Raw genomic sequence first — 14,696 nt, forward strand, 5'->3', positions numbered from 1 at the left:
AGTAGCACGCGCCCGGCATGGCCTGAACGTTCAGTGACGACAGGCCATCTTTACACCATTTGAAAAGACAGACACGCCCGGCTACAGTAATTGTGCATTCTTGCAGAGGTTGGTCGTGCGATGGAGTGGGTTCAGACGCTTCGGTCCTTCGTCGGTGCCGTCCAGCAAGGCAGCCTTTCAGGCGCTGGACGGCTGCTTGGCAGTTCGCCCGCGTCCATCTCGCGGCACATTACCTCGCTGGAGGAGCAGCTCGGCACCCAGCTCCTGAAACGTTCGAGCCGTAACCTCGCGCTTACCGAGGCGGGTGAGCTTTACTACAATCAGGTCGAGCAGATCCTGCAGCAGCTCGCCGAAGCCAACCGCAGCGTGAACCAGCTGCAGACCAAGCCGGAAGGCGTGCTGCGGGTTCATACCCGAATGTTGGTTGGGCAGTTGATTGTCGTGCCCTACTTGCCGGAATTCCTCGCCCAGTATCCCGACATCCGCGTCGACATAGTGTTGTCGAACAACATTGCCCCGGTCATGGATCAGGGCATCGACGTAGACATCCGCATCGGCAAGCTGGAGGATTCCTCGCTGATCGCGCGCAAGCTCGCAAGCAGCGAGCGAATAGCCGTGGCGACCCCGGCTTATCTTAGGAGCCGGCCCCCCATCTATTCGCCACAAGACCTCAGGCAGCACAACTGCCTGACCTACCGCATCAATCTAGGCAACCCCGTCTGGCGCTTCATGGATGCGGAGAAGCGGATCGAGGAAGTGCCCGTGCGCGGCTCGGTGCAGACCGACTTCGGGCATGCGCTCGTGCAGCTGACCAAAGCCGACGTCGGCATCGCGCTGATGCCCGACTGGTCGGTGCACCGCGAGATCGCCGACGGGCGGCTGGTGCGCCTGCTGCCCGGCTACAAGGTGAGTCACGTCGATTTCGAGAATGGCGTCTACGCCGTCTTTCCCGCGTCCCGGCAGACCTCACTCAAGCTGAGGCTGTTCGTGGATTTCCTCGCTCAGGTGTTCAAGCGCGAGCTGGCGAACCTCTAGGCGCGCCAGCCGATGGCGTCGGCGAAGCGGCGCAACTCGGCGACAAAACGCTCTGGCGCCTGGAATGGGATGAAGTGGGCGACGTCCTCGAAGACCACCACTTCCGCCTGTGGCACGAGGCTCCTGATGACCTCGGCACTGTCCGAAGGCATCAGCACGTCGTTGCCGCCGGGGATGAGCAACAGCGGGCAGGACAGTTTCGGCAGCTCCGGTCGGATGTCGATGTCGAGATAGCCGAGCACCGACAAGGCATAGGCTTCCGGATCCTGGGCGACATAGCGATCGACATAGCGGTCGAAGCGGGCATCGCGCGGCATGCCGTAAAAGGAGCGGTCGGCCGCCGCCGGCAGCAGCACCTGCATGCCCTCTGCCCGCACCTGGTCCACCCGCGCCCGCAGGATGTCTTTGACTGCGTCCGCGTTGCGCACACCTGGATTGGTCATCAGCAATCCGGCGCAGCGCGCCGGCGCGGCAACCGCCGTCAGCGCAGCGACCATGCCGCCGATGGCGCATCCGGCGAACAGGGCTCTTTGGATGCCGAGGCTGTCCAGAACGCCGACGAGATCGAGTGCATGCTCCTGCGCCGTCACCGGCCTGTCCGGATTGGGCGTGCGCCCCGATGCCCGCAGGTCGGGCACGATGCAGAAGAAATCTCGTCCGAGCTCGGCGACCGCTTCATCCCAGAAACGGCCGTCGGTGCCCAGCGCGTGGACGAGCAGCAGCGCGGGCTTCGCCCGGTCCCCGCGGGTTTCGACCCGGAGCGGCTGCGCGGTCATCTCGTCCACGCAACCGGCTCGAAGCGATAATTTTTCCCGATGGAGCGGATGTAGCCGGCATGCGGGGCGCCGTAGTGGGCCGGAAGGAGCAGCGCACCCTCGTCGGCGGCGTGCTTCAGCACCTTCGCGCGAGTCTCGCGCGCCAGCTCCTGGTTCTCGCAGTAGCGGCTGTTCCACTCCGGATAATAGACCTGCAGCGGCTGGTGCATGACGTCGGCGATGAACACCGCTTCCTCGCCTCCCGAACGGACGCGCAGGCCGATCATGCCGGGCGCATGGCCTGGGATCTGAATTATGTCGAGACCGGGTCCGAGGTTCTCGGTGCCCTCGACCTGGTCGACGAGGCCGGCCTCCAGGATTGGCTTCACCGTGTCGAGATAGGTGTTCCAGCTTGCCGGTGGTCGCTCCTTCGCCCCCCGCTCCGGATCGCGCGCGGCGAGTTCGGTGGATGACACGACATATCGCGCGTTGGGGAACATCGGCACGAACCGATCGCCTTCCTTGCGCGTGTTCCAGCCGACATGGTCGACATGGAGATGGGTGAGGAAGACCATGTCGACCTTCTCCGGCTCTACCCCTTCGGCCAGCAGCGCGCGATCGAGGTGCCGCTTCTGCATGTGGAAGCGCGGCGAGAGCGGGCGGTCGCGGTCGTCGCCGCCGCTGGTGTCGATGATGATCGTGCGCTTGCCGTCGCGCAGGATCCACGTCTGGATCACGGAGAAGAAGACGTTGCGCTCGCCATTGTAGAAGTCCGGCTCCAGCCAGCCGCGGTGGCGCTCGCGGATCTCCTCGTTGAAGCCGGCCAGCAGCTCCACAGGCTCGTCGAGCACCACCTCTTCCACGCGCGAAATCTGAAAATCGCCGACCTTGATCAAGCGCCAACCTCCTTTTTCATTTTTAGGCATTATAGTCCGCGAAATAGGGAAGACGTTTGCATCGGACGCAACAATGGTTTGCAAAGCGCCCCGTTATTCGCTCCAGCGCTCTCCTATAGAGTCGAAACAAGCGCAACCTTTGCCGGTTGCCGGGAGGAGGTCCGATCCTCGCCCCGTGCCCGACCAAGCGGGCAGACCGGGGATCGGGCGAGCATCAAGCGGGACGAAATGGCTCCCAACCTTTTGGACGTGTCGAATATCGACCTCGCCTTCGGCGGCATCAAGGCGCTGACGAGCGTATCGCTCGGAGTGCCCGCGGGCAAGGTCACGGCCGTCATCGGCCCGAACGGCGCCGGCAAGACGACGCTGTTCAACGTCATCTCGGGTTTCTACAAGGCCCAGCGCGGCACGGTTACCTTCGCGGGGCAGGACCTGCTCGCCCAGCCTGCGCACACGCGCTCGCGTGCCGGCATCTCGCGCACCTTCCAGAATATTGCGCTGTTTCCCGGCATGACGGTGGCCGAGAACATCAAGCTCGGCGCCCATGCGCATCTCGATACGGGTGTCTTCGCCGCGGCGCTCTATCTCGGGCCCGCGGCGCGCGAGGAGCGCGCGATGGACCGCAAGATCGACCAGACGGTCATCCCGCTGCTCGGCCTCGAGGACAGCCGCGACCGCTCTGTCTCCGGCCTTCCCTACGGTTTGCAGAAGCGCATCGAACTCGCCCGCGCGCTGGTGACGGAGCCGAAGCTGCTGATGCTCGACGAGCCTTTCGCGGGTATGAACACCACGGAGAAAGCGAAGATGTCCGGCCAGATCCGCACGCTTGTCGCAGAGACGGACGTGACGGTGCTGCTGATCGACCACGACATGGAATCGATCATGACCATGTCCGACCAGATCGTCGTGCTCAATTTCGGCAAGGTCATCGCCGCCGGCACGCCTGCTCAGGTGCAGGCCAATCCGGCCGTCATCGAGGCCTATCTCGGGGCAGAGGACGCTGCATGAACCTGTTCCTCGAATTCAGCCTGATCGGCATCGCCTCGGGCGGCATCTACGTGCTCGCCGCGCTGTCGTTCGTCATCGTCTACAAGGCCACCAACATCTTCAATTTCGCCACCGGCGAGATGATGATGATGGGCACCTACTTCTTCTATCTGTTCGACACCCAGCTGGGCCTCGGCTGGATCGCAGGTCTCGGCGCCGGCCTATGCGCAGCCGCGCTGCTGGCGCTCGTGGTGGAGCGCTCGATGCTGCGCCCGCTGCTCGGCCGCCCGCATATCGTGCTCGTCATGGTCACCTTCGGCGTCGGCTCCATTCTGCGCGGCATCGCCGGGCTCGTCTGGGGCCCGAATTACGGCAGCTCCCCGAGATCCTGCCACGCAGGCCGGTCTTCCTGGGCGACATCCTGGTCCCGGGCAAGCTCGCCTGGGGCTTCGTCGCGGCAGGCGTCGTCGCCGGGCTGTTCATGCTCTACTACAAGTTCTCGCGCGCCGGCTGCCATCCGCGCCACGTCGACCGATCAGGTGACAGCCGAAAGCCTCGGGATCAACATCCGCGCCGTCTTCCTGCTCGCCTGGGCGCTGGCCGGCCTGCTGACGGCCACGTCCGGCATCATCACCGCCTCCGTCAACGGCGTGACCCCGCAGCTCGGACAGGTGGCGCTCAACGTTCTGGCGGTCGTCATGCTCGCCGGCATGACCAGCGTCGGCGGCGTGGTTGTCGCCGGCCTGTTCGTTGGCTGGATGGAGACGATCGTCGGCGCCTATCTCGGTGCCGCCTGGCAGAGCTTCATCCCCTACCTCGTGGTGCTGGTGGTCATGTTCGTCAAGCCAAGCGGTCTCTTCGGCGAACAGAGGGTCGAGCGCATATGAGTACTCCGGCCCAGACCATCCAGCCGTCCGCCACGACATCGGCGCCCAGCCCGCACGTCGAAACGATCTCGTGGATCCTACTCGCCATCGCCATGGCCCTCGTGCCGACGTTCGGTTCGGTCTACGTCATGTATATGGCCTGCCTGATCGGCATCAACGTGATCGCCACGGTCGGGCTCAACATCACCGTGGGCTATGCCGGGCTGCTATCGATCGGCCATTCCGCCTTCCTCGGCGTCGGCGCCTATGCCAGCGCGCTGATGTGGCTGCATCTGGACACACCGCTGGCGCTGAACATCGTGGTCGGCGCGGCCGCGGCTTTCGCGATCGGGCTAGTGTTCGGCGTCCCCGCCCTGCGCATCAAGGGCGTCTATCTGGCCATCGCCACCCTCGCGGCGCAGTACTCGCTCTACTTCGTCTTCCAGCAATGGACGCCGGTCACGGGCGGCGACCGCGGGCTCTCGCTGCCTAAGATCGACGTGTTCGGCTTCGGCGACACCGGCTTCTACTACGTGGTGGCTCTGGTGGCCCTGCTGACGACGCTCGCCGCGCGCAACCTCTTCCGCACCCGCATCGGGCGCTCCTTTATCGCGGTGCGTGAGAAGGACTACGCCGCCCAGGTGCTCGGCATCAACGTCGTGTCGACCAAACTCATCGCCTTCGGCATCGGCGCCGCCTATGCGGGCGTCGCCGGCGCGCTGCTCGCGGCCTTCCTGCGGATCGTCAATCCCGACCAGTTCACGCTCGTCTCGTCGGTGTTCTTCCTGGCCGCGGTCGTGGTCGGCGGGCGCGGTTCGATCCTCGGCTCGATCCTTGGCGCCGTCTTCATGACGCTGATGCCGGAGTTCCTGCGCGAGATCATCGCGCATCTCTCGGTCGAAGGCGCCGATATGGCGAGCCTGCTTTCGCCGCTGCGCGAGATCATCTTCGGCGCGCTGATCGTGCTCTTCCTGATCTTCGAACCGCGCGGCCTGGTCGGCTTCGTGCAGCGCGCCATGGGACGCGCCGAAGCGGTGGACGCACGGCAGGAACATTAGAGGCTGCCAGTTATCGACAACCAAGTGGAGGAACGGGAATGACGAAGTTGGTGAGGAGACAGGTCATCGCGCTGATGGGCGCGACGGTCCTGGCCGGTGCGCTCGGCGGTGCCGCCGTGGCGCAGGAGAAGGACCTGAAGTTCTGGGTGCCGCTGCCGCTGACCGGCCCCCTGGCCGTGACCGGTCAGGCCCAGCAGGTCGGCTGGCAGCACGCCGTCGATTGGATCAACAAGGACGGCGGCATCAAGGGCCGCAACATCGCCATCGAGTTCTACGACGACGAGTACAAGGTCGAGCTCGGCGTGGCCGGTTTCAAAAAGGCGGTCGCCAACGGCGACGTCGTCTTCTCCGGCGGTGACGGCACGCCCTTCGTGCGCGCCATCTCGCCGGAGAACAACGAGACCTACAAGGTGCTGATGTCGTCGACCGGCGCGGCGTCGGATCTCGTGGATACCCAGAAATACCCGCTGCACTTCCTGGTCGGCTCCAACTACTCCGACCAGATCAAGCAGCTCTTCAACTACATCAAGGCCAAGGGCGCCGGGAACAAGGTCGCCATCGTCTACAGCGCCTCCGAATTCGGCCGCGACCCGCTCGAGAACGCGCGCAAATACGCTGCCGAGATGGGCATCGATATCGTGCTCGAGCAGGAGACCAAGTTCGTCGAGGTCGACGTCACCTCGCACGCCATCCAGGTGCGCCAGGCGCGTCCCGACTACGTCATCTTCCACGGCTACGCCGCCAATGTGTGGCCCGAGATAGTCAAGCTGCTGCGCGACTACGGCGTCGAGGCGCAGGTGATGGGCACGATCTTCGGCTCGCACCCGGACGTTGTCTCGACCATCGGCGACGCGGCCGACAACTATCTCGGCACCGTCACGGTCAACCTGCTGGTCGGCCAGAGCGATACGCCCATGATGAAGACCATCAACGGCTATCTGAAGACCTGGACCGACAAGCCGCACACCGGCTACGCAAACATCGGCTACATGCAGAGCTGGGGCGCGGCCTTGCTACTGCGCGAGGCGATCGGCGCGGCCATCGAGAAGGGCGTCGAGCTCAACGGCGAGAACCTGATCAAGGAGATGAACGCGATCGAAGGCTTCGATGGCGGCGGCGTCTTCGGCACGAAGATCAAGTTCGAGAACAACCGCATCCCCTACGGTGTGCTCTACCGGTACAACATCAAGGACGGCAAGCTGACCGTCACCGAAGAGACCCCCTGGGGCAAGATCGAGTAGCAGGCATGACGGCGGCCCTGGAAATCACCGATCTGCGCGTGGTCTACGGCCAGGCGATCGAGGCGCTCGACGGCGTCTCGATCACCGTGCCGGAGGGTGGTTTCGTCGCCCTCCTCGGCGCCAACGGCGCCGGCAAATCGACCACGCTGAAGGCGATCTCGGGGTTGCTGCGGTTCGAGAACGGCCGCATCGTCACCGGCAACATCCGGTACCGCGGCGACGATGTCGCCGCGCTGCCGTCCTACCAGTTGGCCCGTCGCGGCATCCTGCATGTGCGCGAGGGCCGTTTCGTCTTCCCGACCATGACGGTCGAGGAGAACCTCGAGGCCGCGCTCTTCGCGCGCGGCAGCCGCGGCCCCTCCGTGGCCCGCCGTGTCTACGAGGAAGTCTATCACTACTTCCCCGCGCTCCAGGAGCGGGCGAAGTCGCAAGCCGGCTATTTGTCGGGCGGCGAGCAGCAGATGCTTGCCATCGGTCGGGCGCTGTTCGCCCAGCCCGAATTGCTGATGGTGGACGAGGCCTCGCTTGGCCTGGCGCCCAGGATCGCCGCCGATATCTTCACCATCCTCGGCAACATCAGCCGCGAACGCCAATTGTCGATCCTGGTGGTCGAGCAGAACGTTTCGCTGGCGCTCCGCCACGCCAACTACGGCTATGTTCTGGAGAACGGCCGGCTCAGCAGCGAGGGTCCGTCGGACAAGCTGCGCGATCGCGACAGCCTTTCCAAGCGCTATCTCGGCGGCACGGCCGCCGGCCACTGAAGAGGAAGACATCATGGAGCTCCAGACCTGCAGGCTCGAGGTCGCCGACGGAATTGCGGTCGTCACGCTGGCGCGGGCGCCGGTGAACGCGCAGAACCGGCGCATGCGGGAGGAACTGATCTGGATCTTCGATTCGATGTCTGATCGCGACGACGTGCGCACTGTCGTGCTCACGGCCGACGGCAAGACCTTCTGCGCCGGCGCCGATATCAAGGAGCGCCGGACCATGGTGAAGGAGCCGGGCGACTACATCAGCCACAACCGCATCACCCGCGAATGCTTCTACGCGATCTCAGACTGCACCAAGCCCGTGATCTGCGCGGTGAACGGTCCGGCGATCGGCGCTGGCTTCGTCACCATGCTCTACTCCGACATCATGATCGCCTCGGAGGACGCCTGGTTCACAATGCCCGAGATCGACGTCGGCCTTGCCGGCGGCGGCAAGATGATGATGGAGCATCTCGGCCGTTCCTGGGGGCGCTTGCTCTATTTCACCGGCCGGCGCATCAGCGCGGCCGAACTCTACCGACTCGGCGTCATCAGCGCCTGCGTACCGGGCGACAAGCTGATGGAAGAGGCCATGACCATCGCCCGCGAGATCGCCGCCAAGAGCCCCTTTGTCGTCAAGGAGATCAAGCGGGGCTTCCAGGCGGTTGAGCAGATGCCGGTCCGCGACGCCTACCGCTACGAGCAAACCATCACGCACGCGCTGTCGACCAGCGCGGCGACCCGCGAGGCGCAGACGGCCTTTGTCGAGAAGCGCAAGGCCGACTACTCTGGCATAACGCCATGACCGCCGTTCGCTGTGCCATCCTCGACGACTATCAGGACGTCGCGCTCGGCGCGGCCGGCTGGGCGACGCTTGCGCCTGCGGTCGCCATCACCCGCTTCGCCGACAACGTTGCGGACCGCGACGCGTTGGCGCAGCGCCTGGCGGCATTCGAGATCGTCGTCGCGATGCGCGAACGCACTACGTTCGACGCCGCCCTTTTTGCGCGGCTGCCGAACCTCAAGCTGCTGGTGACCACCGGTATGGTCAACGCCGCCATCGACATGGCGGCGGCGAAGGCGGCGGGCGTCACGGTCGTCGGCACGCGTGGTTCGGTCGGCCCGGCCGCTGAACTGGCCTGGGGGCTTCTGCTCGCGCTGATGCGCAACATCCCGGCCGAGAACGCCAATTTCCACGCCGGCGGGACGCAATGGCAGCTCACCACCGGCCGCGACCTCCATGGCAGGACACTCGGGGTCGTCGGCCTGGGCAAGCTCGGACAGCGGGTCATCGCCTATGGCAAGGCCTTCGGCATGGATGTCGTCGGCTGGTCGAAGAATTCGACGCCCGAGCGCTGTGAAGGCCTCGGCATCGGCCATGCGGCGTCGCTCCACGAACTCCTGGCGCGCGCCGACGTGGTGTCGCTGCATCTGACGCTGAACACCGAGACGCGGGGCATTATCGGCGCCGCTGAGTTCGAGCGGATGAAGCCGGGTGCGGTGCTCGTCAATACCTCGCGCGGCCCGCTGGTCGACGAGGCCGCTCTCGTCACGGCCCTGCGTGGCGGGGGGCTCGCCGGCGCCGGGCTCGACACGTTCGACACGGAGCCGCTGCCGCTCGACCATGCGCTCCGAGACCTGCCCAACGTGATCGCCACGCCGCATCTCGGCTACGTTACGGACGAGACCTACCGCATCTATTATGGTGACGCGGTCGAGGACATCAGGGCCTGGCTCGACGGCAATCCGGTGCGTATCCTCAATCCGTAGCCGGCCGTCTCCGGAGGGAAGTGACAATGACCGATTCGATCTCCGGGGGCGCGTTCGACTTCATCATCGCGGGCGCCGGTTCGGCGGGCTGCGTGCTGGCCAACCGGCTGTCTGCCGATCCATCGAAGCGCGTGCTCTTGCTGGAAGGGGGCGGCAAGGACAGCTGGATCTGGTTCCACATCCCCGTCGGCTATCTCTTCGCCATTGGCAATCCGCGCGCCGACTGGCTGTTCAAGACCGCCGTCGAGGAGGGCCTCAACGGTCGCGCACTCGCCTATCCGCGTGGCAAGGTGCTGGGCGGCTCATCCGCCATCAACGCCATGATCTACATGCGCGGCCAGGCGCGCGACTATGACGGCTGGCGCCAGATGGGCATGACCGGCTGGGGCTGGGACGACGTGCTGCCCTTCTTCCTCAAGCACGAGGACCACCAGAGCCCGCCCAACGACCTGCACCGCTCGGGCGGCGAGTGGCGGGTGGAGTATCCGCGCGTGCGCTGGGATATCCTCGACCGGCTGCGCGACGCGGCCGCCGAGGCCGGCGTGCCCAAGATCGACGACTTCAACACCGGCGACAATTCGGGCTCGTCCTACTTCCAGGTCAACCAGAGGCGGGGCCGGCGCTGGAGCGCGGCGCGCGGCTTCCTCAAGCCGGTTCTCGGCCGGCAGAACCTCGTGGTCGAGACCGGCGCCCATGTCGACCGCGTCGAGTTCGAGGACGGCCGCGCCCGCCGCGTCGTCTATGTCAAGGACGGCCGCCGGGTGACGGCCACCGCCCGCGGGGAGATTGTGCTGTCGGCCGGCGCCGTCGCCTCGCCCGGCATCCTCGAACGCTCCGGCATCGGCGACCCAGACCGGCTCAAGGCGCATGGCATCGTGCCGCTGGTGGAGGTGCCTGGCGTGGGCGAGAACCTGCAGGACCACCTGCAGATCCGTCCGATCTACAAGGTCAGCGGCATCCGCACTCTGAACGGCGACTACAAGAACCTCTTCCGCCGCGCCATGATGGGCGTCGACTACGCGCTCAGGCGCCGCGGGCCGCTGACCATGGCACCGTCGCAGATGGGCGCCTTCGTGCGCTCGCAGCCGCATTACGAGACGGCCAACCTCGAGTTCCACTTCCAGCCGCTGTCGCTGGACGCCTGGGGCGACGGGCTGCACCCGTTCGACGCCTTCACCGCCAGCGTGTGCAATCTGCGCCCGACCAGCCGCGGCTCGATCCACGTCTCGGGCCCGACCGTGACCGACCCGCCGGACATTCGCCCGCGCTACCTGTCGACGGAAGAGGACAAGCAGGTGGCGGTGGATTCGCTCAAATGGGCGCGCCGCATCGTCTCACAGCCGGCCATGGCGCCCTATCGGCCCCAGGAATACAAGCCGGGCGCCCACATTCAGTCGGACGCCGAGATGCTGGTCTCGGCCGGCGACCTCGGCACCACGATCTTCCACCCCGTCGGCACTGCCCGTATGGGCCCCGACGGCGACGAGCGTGCCGTGGTCGACGGACGGCTGCGGGTCCGCGGCGTCGCGGGCCTGCGCGTCATCGACGCATCGGTGATGCCGACGATCACCTCGGGTAACACCAATTCCCCCACCATCATGATCGCGGAAAAGGGTGCGGGCATGATGCTGGAGGATGCGAGGACCTGAGGGCCGCAAGGCCGTCCACAGGCCTATCATTGTAACATCTGACTTCCGATCTTCAGGTGGCAACCAGCGGCCATCGTCCAATTCAGGCGGGAGGCGCCTTAGCTTGTCATTATATGAAGTACATTCCTTCCAACGAATATTCTACTTCGTCGAACCTGTTGCTTCGGTTCGCTTGATGTCGCGCCTGAAGTAATTACGCCAAGTCCAGGACCGTTCGTATTAGCCGGAGCAGGCTTTTAGCCTCCGGTCCACACTGCCTGTCTGCAATGCGCCTCGATGCAGACGTTGCAGAGCTGGTTCGACATGCGGTCTTCTTCATTTATCCTTTCCGCTCGCATCTGTGCAGGCTGTGGCATCCACTTCCGTTCTGCCTGCTGGCGGACAAGACTCGCGTCTAAGGACGGGTGTTTGGAGCTGATGCTCTTATGGTAGATATTAGGCGTCCCGCCAGAATTCCATGATTGCCTCGACGAAGCCGCGCAGGCGTTCAACTGAGCCATCGTCGGCCCCGCCATGGAGGCGGCTTCACCCAGCCGCAGGACCTGCATGACCGGATACAGGATCTCCTCGGGTTCATCTGGGGGGGAGATCGAGAAAGCGCCCGCAGAGCAACTCGTCCTGCAGGAGATGACGCTCTACGTCCTGCGGGTTGCGCATGCCGAGCACCTTGCGGCCCAGAAGGAACGGGAAATCAGGTCTCTGTACAGCGCATACCTTCGCGATTGCCGCAACGTCCGCCCTGACAACGCGCCTCGGATCGAGGAAGGGACCGATTTCATCTATGCCTGTTTCGTAGGAATCCTGAATCAGTGGCTGACGACGAGGGACCGCGCCTCGCTCATGAGAACGACAGGCAACCTCATCGATGCAGCGCAAGCGTTGACCGGCAGGCTGCTCCCCCATTGTAGCCGATAATGGTAGTGCAGTCGCCTTTCAATCGCGCGACGAGGGGCAGCCTTGGCTCGTCTCCCGGTCGTAGCCGGACGGTCGGGACACGGCCCGCCCGCCGCACGGCAACCGGCCCGTTATGCCAGTCTCCAAGACCCCAAAACCGGACGACCCTCTTCACCTTCCTCGACCCGAACAGCTCACCATCGCCGGACCTGCCAGCTTACCGGTCCGGTTCGCGTACGAATGGACAACGCCGCGTCACAGCCAGCGTCACTATGACATCCTCTCCGTAGCTGTAGCAGCAAGCAGTTGTGCCATCCGCTGCACGGCGAAGACGTAGCCTTGGGTGCCGAATCCGGCGATCACCCCTGAGGCGATGCCCGAAACGTACGAATGATGGCGGAATGGCTCGCGCTTGTGGACGTTCGAGATGTGAACCTCGATGATCGGATGATCGAACGTGTTGAGGGCGTCGAGGATCGCCACGGAAGTGTGGGTGAACGCTGCAGGATTGATGACGATGCCCGTGGCCGCCTCCCGCGCTTCATGGATCCACTCGATGATCTGCGATTCCGAATTGCTCTGCATGAACTTCACGGCAAGGCCACTCTCCGAGCCGACCTTGATACATGCTTCCTTGACGTCCTCGAGCGTCTCGTGACCGTAGATGTGAGGCTGGCGCTTTCCCAGCAGATTGAGGTTGGGACCGTTGATGACGTAGATCGTGTTCATGCGGGCACCTATTCCTTTGGCAGCAGGTTTCGCTGGTGGGAGAGCTCGGGATCGGACTCCGTCACATCGACGCGAAGAGCGAAACGGCCGCGCGACCACGCATCGGGAACCGTCGCTGATGCCGCGTCGAAGACAGCTTGCGCGAAGGCCTTCCGGACCTCCCTGCTCCTGCCCGGCGCCATCCTTACGGTGATCTGGACGAAGTGGTTGAGCGGGTTCTCGTCGGCAACAAGGGAATAGTCGGCGCCGCGTGCGAGGGTTCGCACGACGTTTGGGGCGAAGTGGCCGCTGGAGCGAGCGGCGCGGTGCACGGCTTCGACCAGCCGTGCCATATCAATCACCTCGTCGGCACCGGAACTGTAGTCGATCAGGATATGCGGCACGCCCGACCCCCTTAGCCGATAAGGGTGGTGAAATGGCTGCGCATCCGGGCCGGGTCCGCCTCGATCCCGGCGAAGAGCCTCAGCGCGCCGACGGCCTGGTAGACGACCATGCCGCCGCCATCGAGCACACGGCAGCCGACTTCCCGCGCGCGGGCAAGCAACGGAGTGACCAGCGGCATGTAGACAATGTCGGCGATCCAATGACGGGGGAGCAGAAGATCCCCGTCGAGTGGAAGGCCCGGATGCTTCGCCATGCCCGTCGGCGTTGCGTGGATCAGTCCATCGGCCATGAACATCGCCTTCGGGATGTCGGACGCAACAACGGCGCGGCCCGCACCGAATTCCGTGTTCAGTCGGGCCGCGAGCGCGTCGGCGCGTGCTCGCTCGACGTCATGCACGAGCAAGGTCTCGACTCCCAGCGTGAGCGCGGCGTGCGCGACTGCGGAGCCGGCTCCGCCCGCACCAAGAAGCAGGGCGCAACGGCGCGGCACGTCGGAAAAGTTCAGGCGGAAGCTCTCGTGGAAACCGTACCAGTCCGTATTGTGTCCCATACGCTTTCCATCCCGCAGGACGACGGTGTTGACCGCCCCCAGGGAACGCGCTTCCGGAGACAGGTCGGTAAGATGTTCGATAACCGCCTGCTTGACCGGAAAGGTGATGTTGACTCCGGCAAAGCCCTTGTCCTCGACTTCCCTCAGGATCAGCGGCAGGGCTTCTGCGCCGCAGTTGTGAACGGCGAGATCGATCAACTCGTGCGAATAGTCGAAGCCGTGAAAGGCAGCTTCCCGCTCGTGCAGGGCCGGAGACTTCGATGCCTGGATCTCGGCACCGATTAAACCGACCTTGATTCTGGGCCTGGCGTCGAACGCACTGATTTCAGTCTGCGACATACGAAGAACCGGCCCTAGCGTTTCGAGAATGGTTTGCTCAGGGCTCTAAAGAGCCGCTGCGTGGAGGCCATCAGATGCCGGATATGCTCACCCGCCGAACGACTGGGCTCGCTCATGGGGACTTCGACGGAGATGCAGGTGGCCGGAGGCAAGGCGTCGAGCAAGTCGTGGAGGGGAAGGTCTCCCTCTCCCGGCGCGACGCGGCCGGCGCGGGCTTCCGCCGTCATGGCCTCGGACGTCGCCGGCGCGGGGCCGGTGACGTCGCAAAGCTGGACGCTATGAACACGGAGCAGGCCGCCGCGCAGTTGCGCGATGTCGCCGCCATTGCGGAAGAAATGGATCGCGTCGACCAGAACGCCGGCATTGTCGGCGCCAGCCGAGGCGACCAGCGCATCAGCCTGGGCATATGTCGCGATCGATCGCCACCCCATGTTTTCCATGTCGACGCTCACGCCATAGGGAGAAGCGAGCTCGCACAGGAGAGCGAAGTTGGCCGCCAGCCTTCCATGGTCGGGATCGTCACCGGCGACGGTCAGCCGGGTGGCGCGCAGTTCCGCTGCTGCCTCCAGTGTCGGCACCATTATACGCGGCGCGAATTCCGCATCGATCACCACAGCCTCGATGTCGTAGACGTCGATCCCCATGTCCGCGCAGAGGCGCGACAGAGTGCGAAGCGCATCCGACCCGGCGCGCAGCGGATAGTGCGGTGCTCCGGCAAATGGAGGGCACAGACGCAGCCCGATCCTGGCGTAGCCTGCGGCCGCAGCCATACGCGCAAACTCTTCCGGCGGGAC

At 64.9% G+C, this 14,696-nt stretch carries 16 protein-coding genes; 10 read left to right on the top strand and 6 right to left on the bottom strand.

Annotation, left to right across the window (positions count from 1 at the left end; all coding sequences use genetic code 11):
- The first annotated feature begins 120 nt into the window (after window positions 1–120).
- On the top strand, window positions 121–1,035 hold the full coding sequence (locus tag LRS09_RS25805; RefSeq protein WP_257809902.1) for a LysR family transcriptional regulator: 915 nt from the start codon (window positions 121–123) through the stop codon (window positions 1,033–1,035).
- Here LRS09_RS25805 and LRS09_RS25810 read toward each other — a convergent pair.
- The gene (locus LRS09_RS25810) at window positions 1,032–1,811 is read right to left on the bottom strand and encodes an alpha/beta fold hydrolase (RefSeq protein WP_257810316.1); all 780 of its coding nucleotides are present in this window, start codon (window positions 1,809–1,811) and stop codon (window positions 1,032–1,034) included. The genes LRS09_RS25805 and LRS09_RS25810 overlap by 4 nt on opposite strands.
- The gene (locus LRS09_RS25815; RefSeq protein WP_257809903.1) at window positions 1,808–2,686 is read right to left on the bottom strand and encodes an MBL fold metallo-hydrolase; all 879 of its coding nucleotides are present in this window, start codon (window positions 2,684–2,686) and stop codon (window positions 1,808–1,810) included. The genes LRS09_RS25810 and LRS09_RS25815 overlap by 4 nt, the downstream gene beginning before the upstream one ends.
- Window positions 2,687–2,914: 228 nt before the next feature.
- Between LRS09_RS25815 and LRS09_RS25820 the strand changes: the two genes are divergently transcribed.
- From LRS09_RS25820 to LRS09_RS25860, 9 genes are all read left to right on the top strand, one after another.
- Window positions 2,915–3,694, top strand: coding sequence for an ABC transporter ATP-binding protein (locus LRS09_RS25820; protein WP_257809906.1), 780 nt, complete (start codon window positions 2,915–2,917; stop codon window positions 3,692–3,694).
- Window positions 3,691–4,560, top strand: coding sequence for a branched-chain amino acid ABC transporter permease (locus tag LRS09_RS25825; RefSeq protein ID WP_257809907.1), 870 nt, complete (start codon window positions 3,691–3,693; stop codon window positions 4,558–4,560). The genes LRS09_RS25820 and LRS09_RS25825 overlap by 4 nt, the downstream gene beginning before the upstream one ends.
- A complete protein-coding gene (locus tag LRS09_RS25830; protein ID WP_257809908.1) occupies window positions 4,557–5,597 on the top strand; it encodes a branched-chain amino acid ABC transporter permease in 1,041 nt (346 codons plus the stop codon). Before LRS09_RS25825 ends, LRS09_RS25830 begins: the two co-directional genes overlap by 4 nt.
- A 38-nt stretch (window positions 5,598–5,635) precedes the next feature.
- Window positions 5,636–6,838 carry an ABC transporter substrate-binding protein gene (locus tag LRS09_RS25835; RefSeq protein ID WP_257809909.1) on the top strand — a complete coding sequence of 401 codons (1,203 nt, stop codon included), beginning with the start codon at window positions 5,636–5,638 and terminating at the stop codon, window positions 6,836–6,838.
- Between the two features lie 5 nt (window positions 6,839–6,843).
- The gene (locus LRS09_RS25840; protein ID WP_257809910.1) at window positions 6,844–7,599 is read left to right on the top strand and encodes an ABC transporter ATP-binding protein; all 756 of its coding nucleotides are present in this window, start codon (window positions 6,844–6,846) and stop codon (window positions 7,597–7,599) included.
- Between the two features lie 13 nt (window positions 7,600–7,612).
- On the top strand, window positions 7,613–8,392 hold the full coding sequence (locus LRS09_RS25845; protein ID WP_257809911.1) for an enoyl-CoA hydratase/isomerase family protein: 780 nt from the start codon (window positions 7,613–7,615) through the stop codon (window positions 8,390–8,392).
- On the top strand, window positions 8,389–9,357 hold the full coding sequence (locus LRS09_RS25850) for a D-2-hydroxyacid dehydrogenase family protein (protein ID WP_257809912.1): 969 nt from the start codon (window positions 8,389–8,391) through the stop codon (window positions 9,355–9,357). Before LRS09_RS25845 ends, LRS09_RS25850 begins: the two co-directional genes overlap by 4 nt.
- Before the next feature lie 26 nt (window positions 9,358–9,383).
- Window positions 9,384–11,006 (top strand): GMC family oxidoreductase, encoded by a 1,623-nt coding sequence (locus LRS09_RS25855; RefSeq protein ID WP_257809914.1) that lies wholly within the window; start codon window positions 9,384–9,386, stop codon window positions 11,004–11,006.
- Between the two features lie 546 nt (window positions 11,007–11,552).
- Complete coding sequence (locus tag LRS09_RS25860) at window positions 11,553–11,921, top strand: hypothetical protein (protein WP_257809915.1); 369 nt, start codon at window positions 11,553–11,555, stop codon at window positions 11,919–11,921.
- Window positions 11,922–12,170: 249 nt separating this feature from the next.
- On the opposite strand, the gene aroQ is transcribed toward LRS09_RS25860, so the two are convergent.
- Genes aroQ through LRS09_RS25880 form a run of 4 tightly spaced genes read right to left on the bottom strand, consistent with a single transcriptional unit; the run spans window position 12,171 to window position 14,672 of the window.
- Window positions 12,171–12,629, bottom strand: a complete 459-nt coding sequence (gene aroQ / locus LRS09_RS25865; protein WP_257809917.1) for a type II 3-dehydroquinate dehydratase — start codon at window positions 12,627–12,629, stop codon at window positions 12,171–12,173.
- 8 nt (window positions 12,630–12,637) lie between these two features.
- Window positions 12,638–13,012 carry a 5-carboxymethyl-2-hydroxymuconate Delta-isomerase gene (locus tag LRS09_RS25870; RefSeq protein ID WP_257809918.1) on the bottom strand — a complete coding sequence of 125 codons (375 nt, stop codon included), beginning with the start codon at window positions 13,010–13,012 and terminating at the stop codon, window positions 12,638–12,640.
- An 11-nt stretch (window positions 13,013–13,023) separates the two neighbouring features.
- Window positions 13,024–13,902, bottom strand: a complete 879-nt coding sequence (locus LRS09_RS25875) for a shikimate dehydrogenase (RefSeq protein WP_257809919.1) — start codon at window positions 13,900–13,902, stop codon at window positions 13,024–13,026.
- A gap of 14 nt (window positions 13,903–13,916) precedes the next feature.
- Window positions 13,917–14,672: a sugar phosphate isomerase/epimerase gene (locus tag LRS09_RS25880; protein ID WP_257809920.1), complete on the bottom strand. Its 756-nt coding sequence runs from the start codon at window positions 14,670–14,672 to the stop codon at window positions 13,917–13,919.
- Window positions 14,673–14,696: the final 24 nt, after the last annotated feature.

The organism is Mesorhizobium sp. J428 (assembly GCF_024699925.1).
Classification (GTDB): domain Bacteria; phylum Pseudomonadota; class Alphaproteobacteria; order Rhizobiales; family Rhizobiaceae; genus Mesorhizobium_A.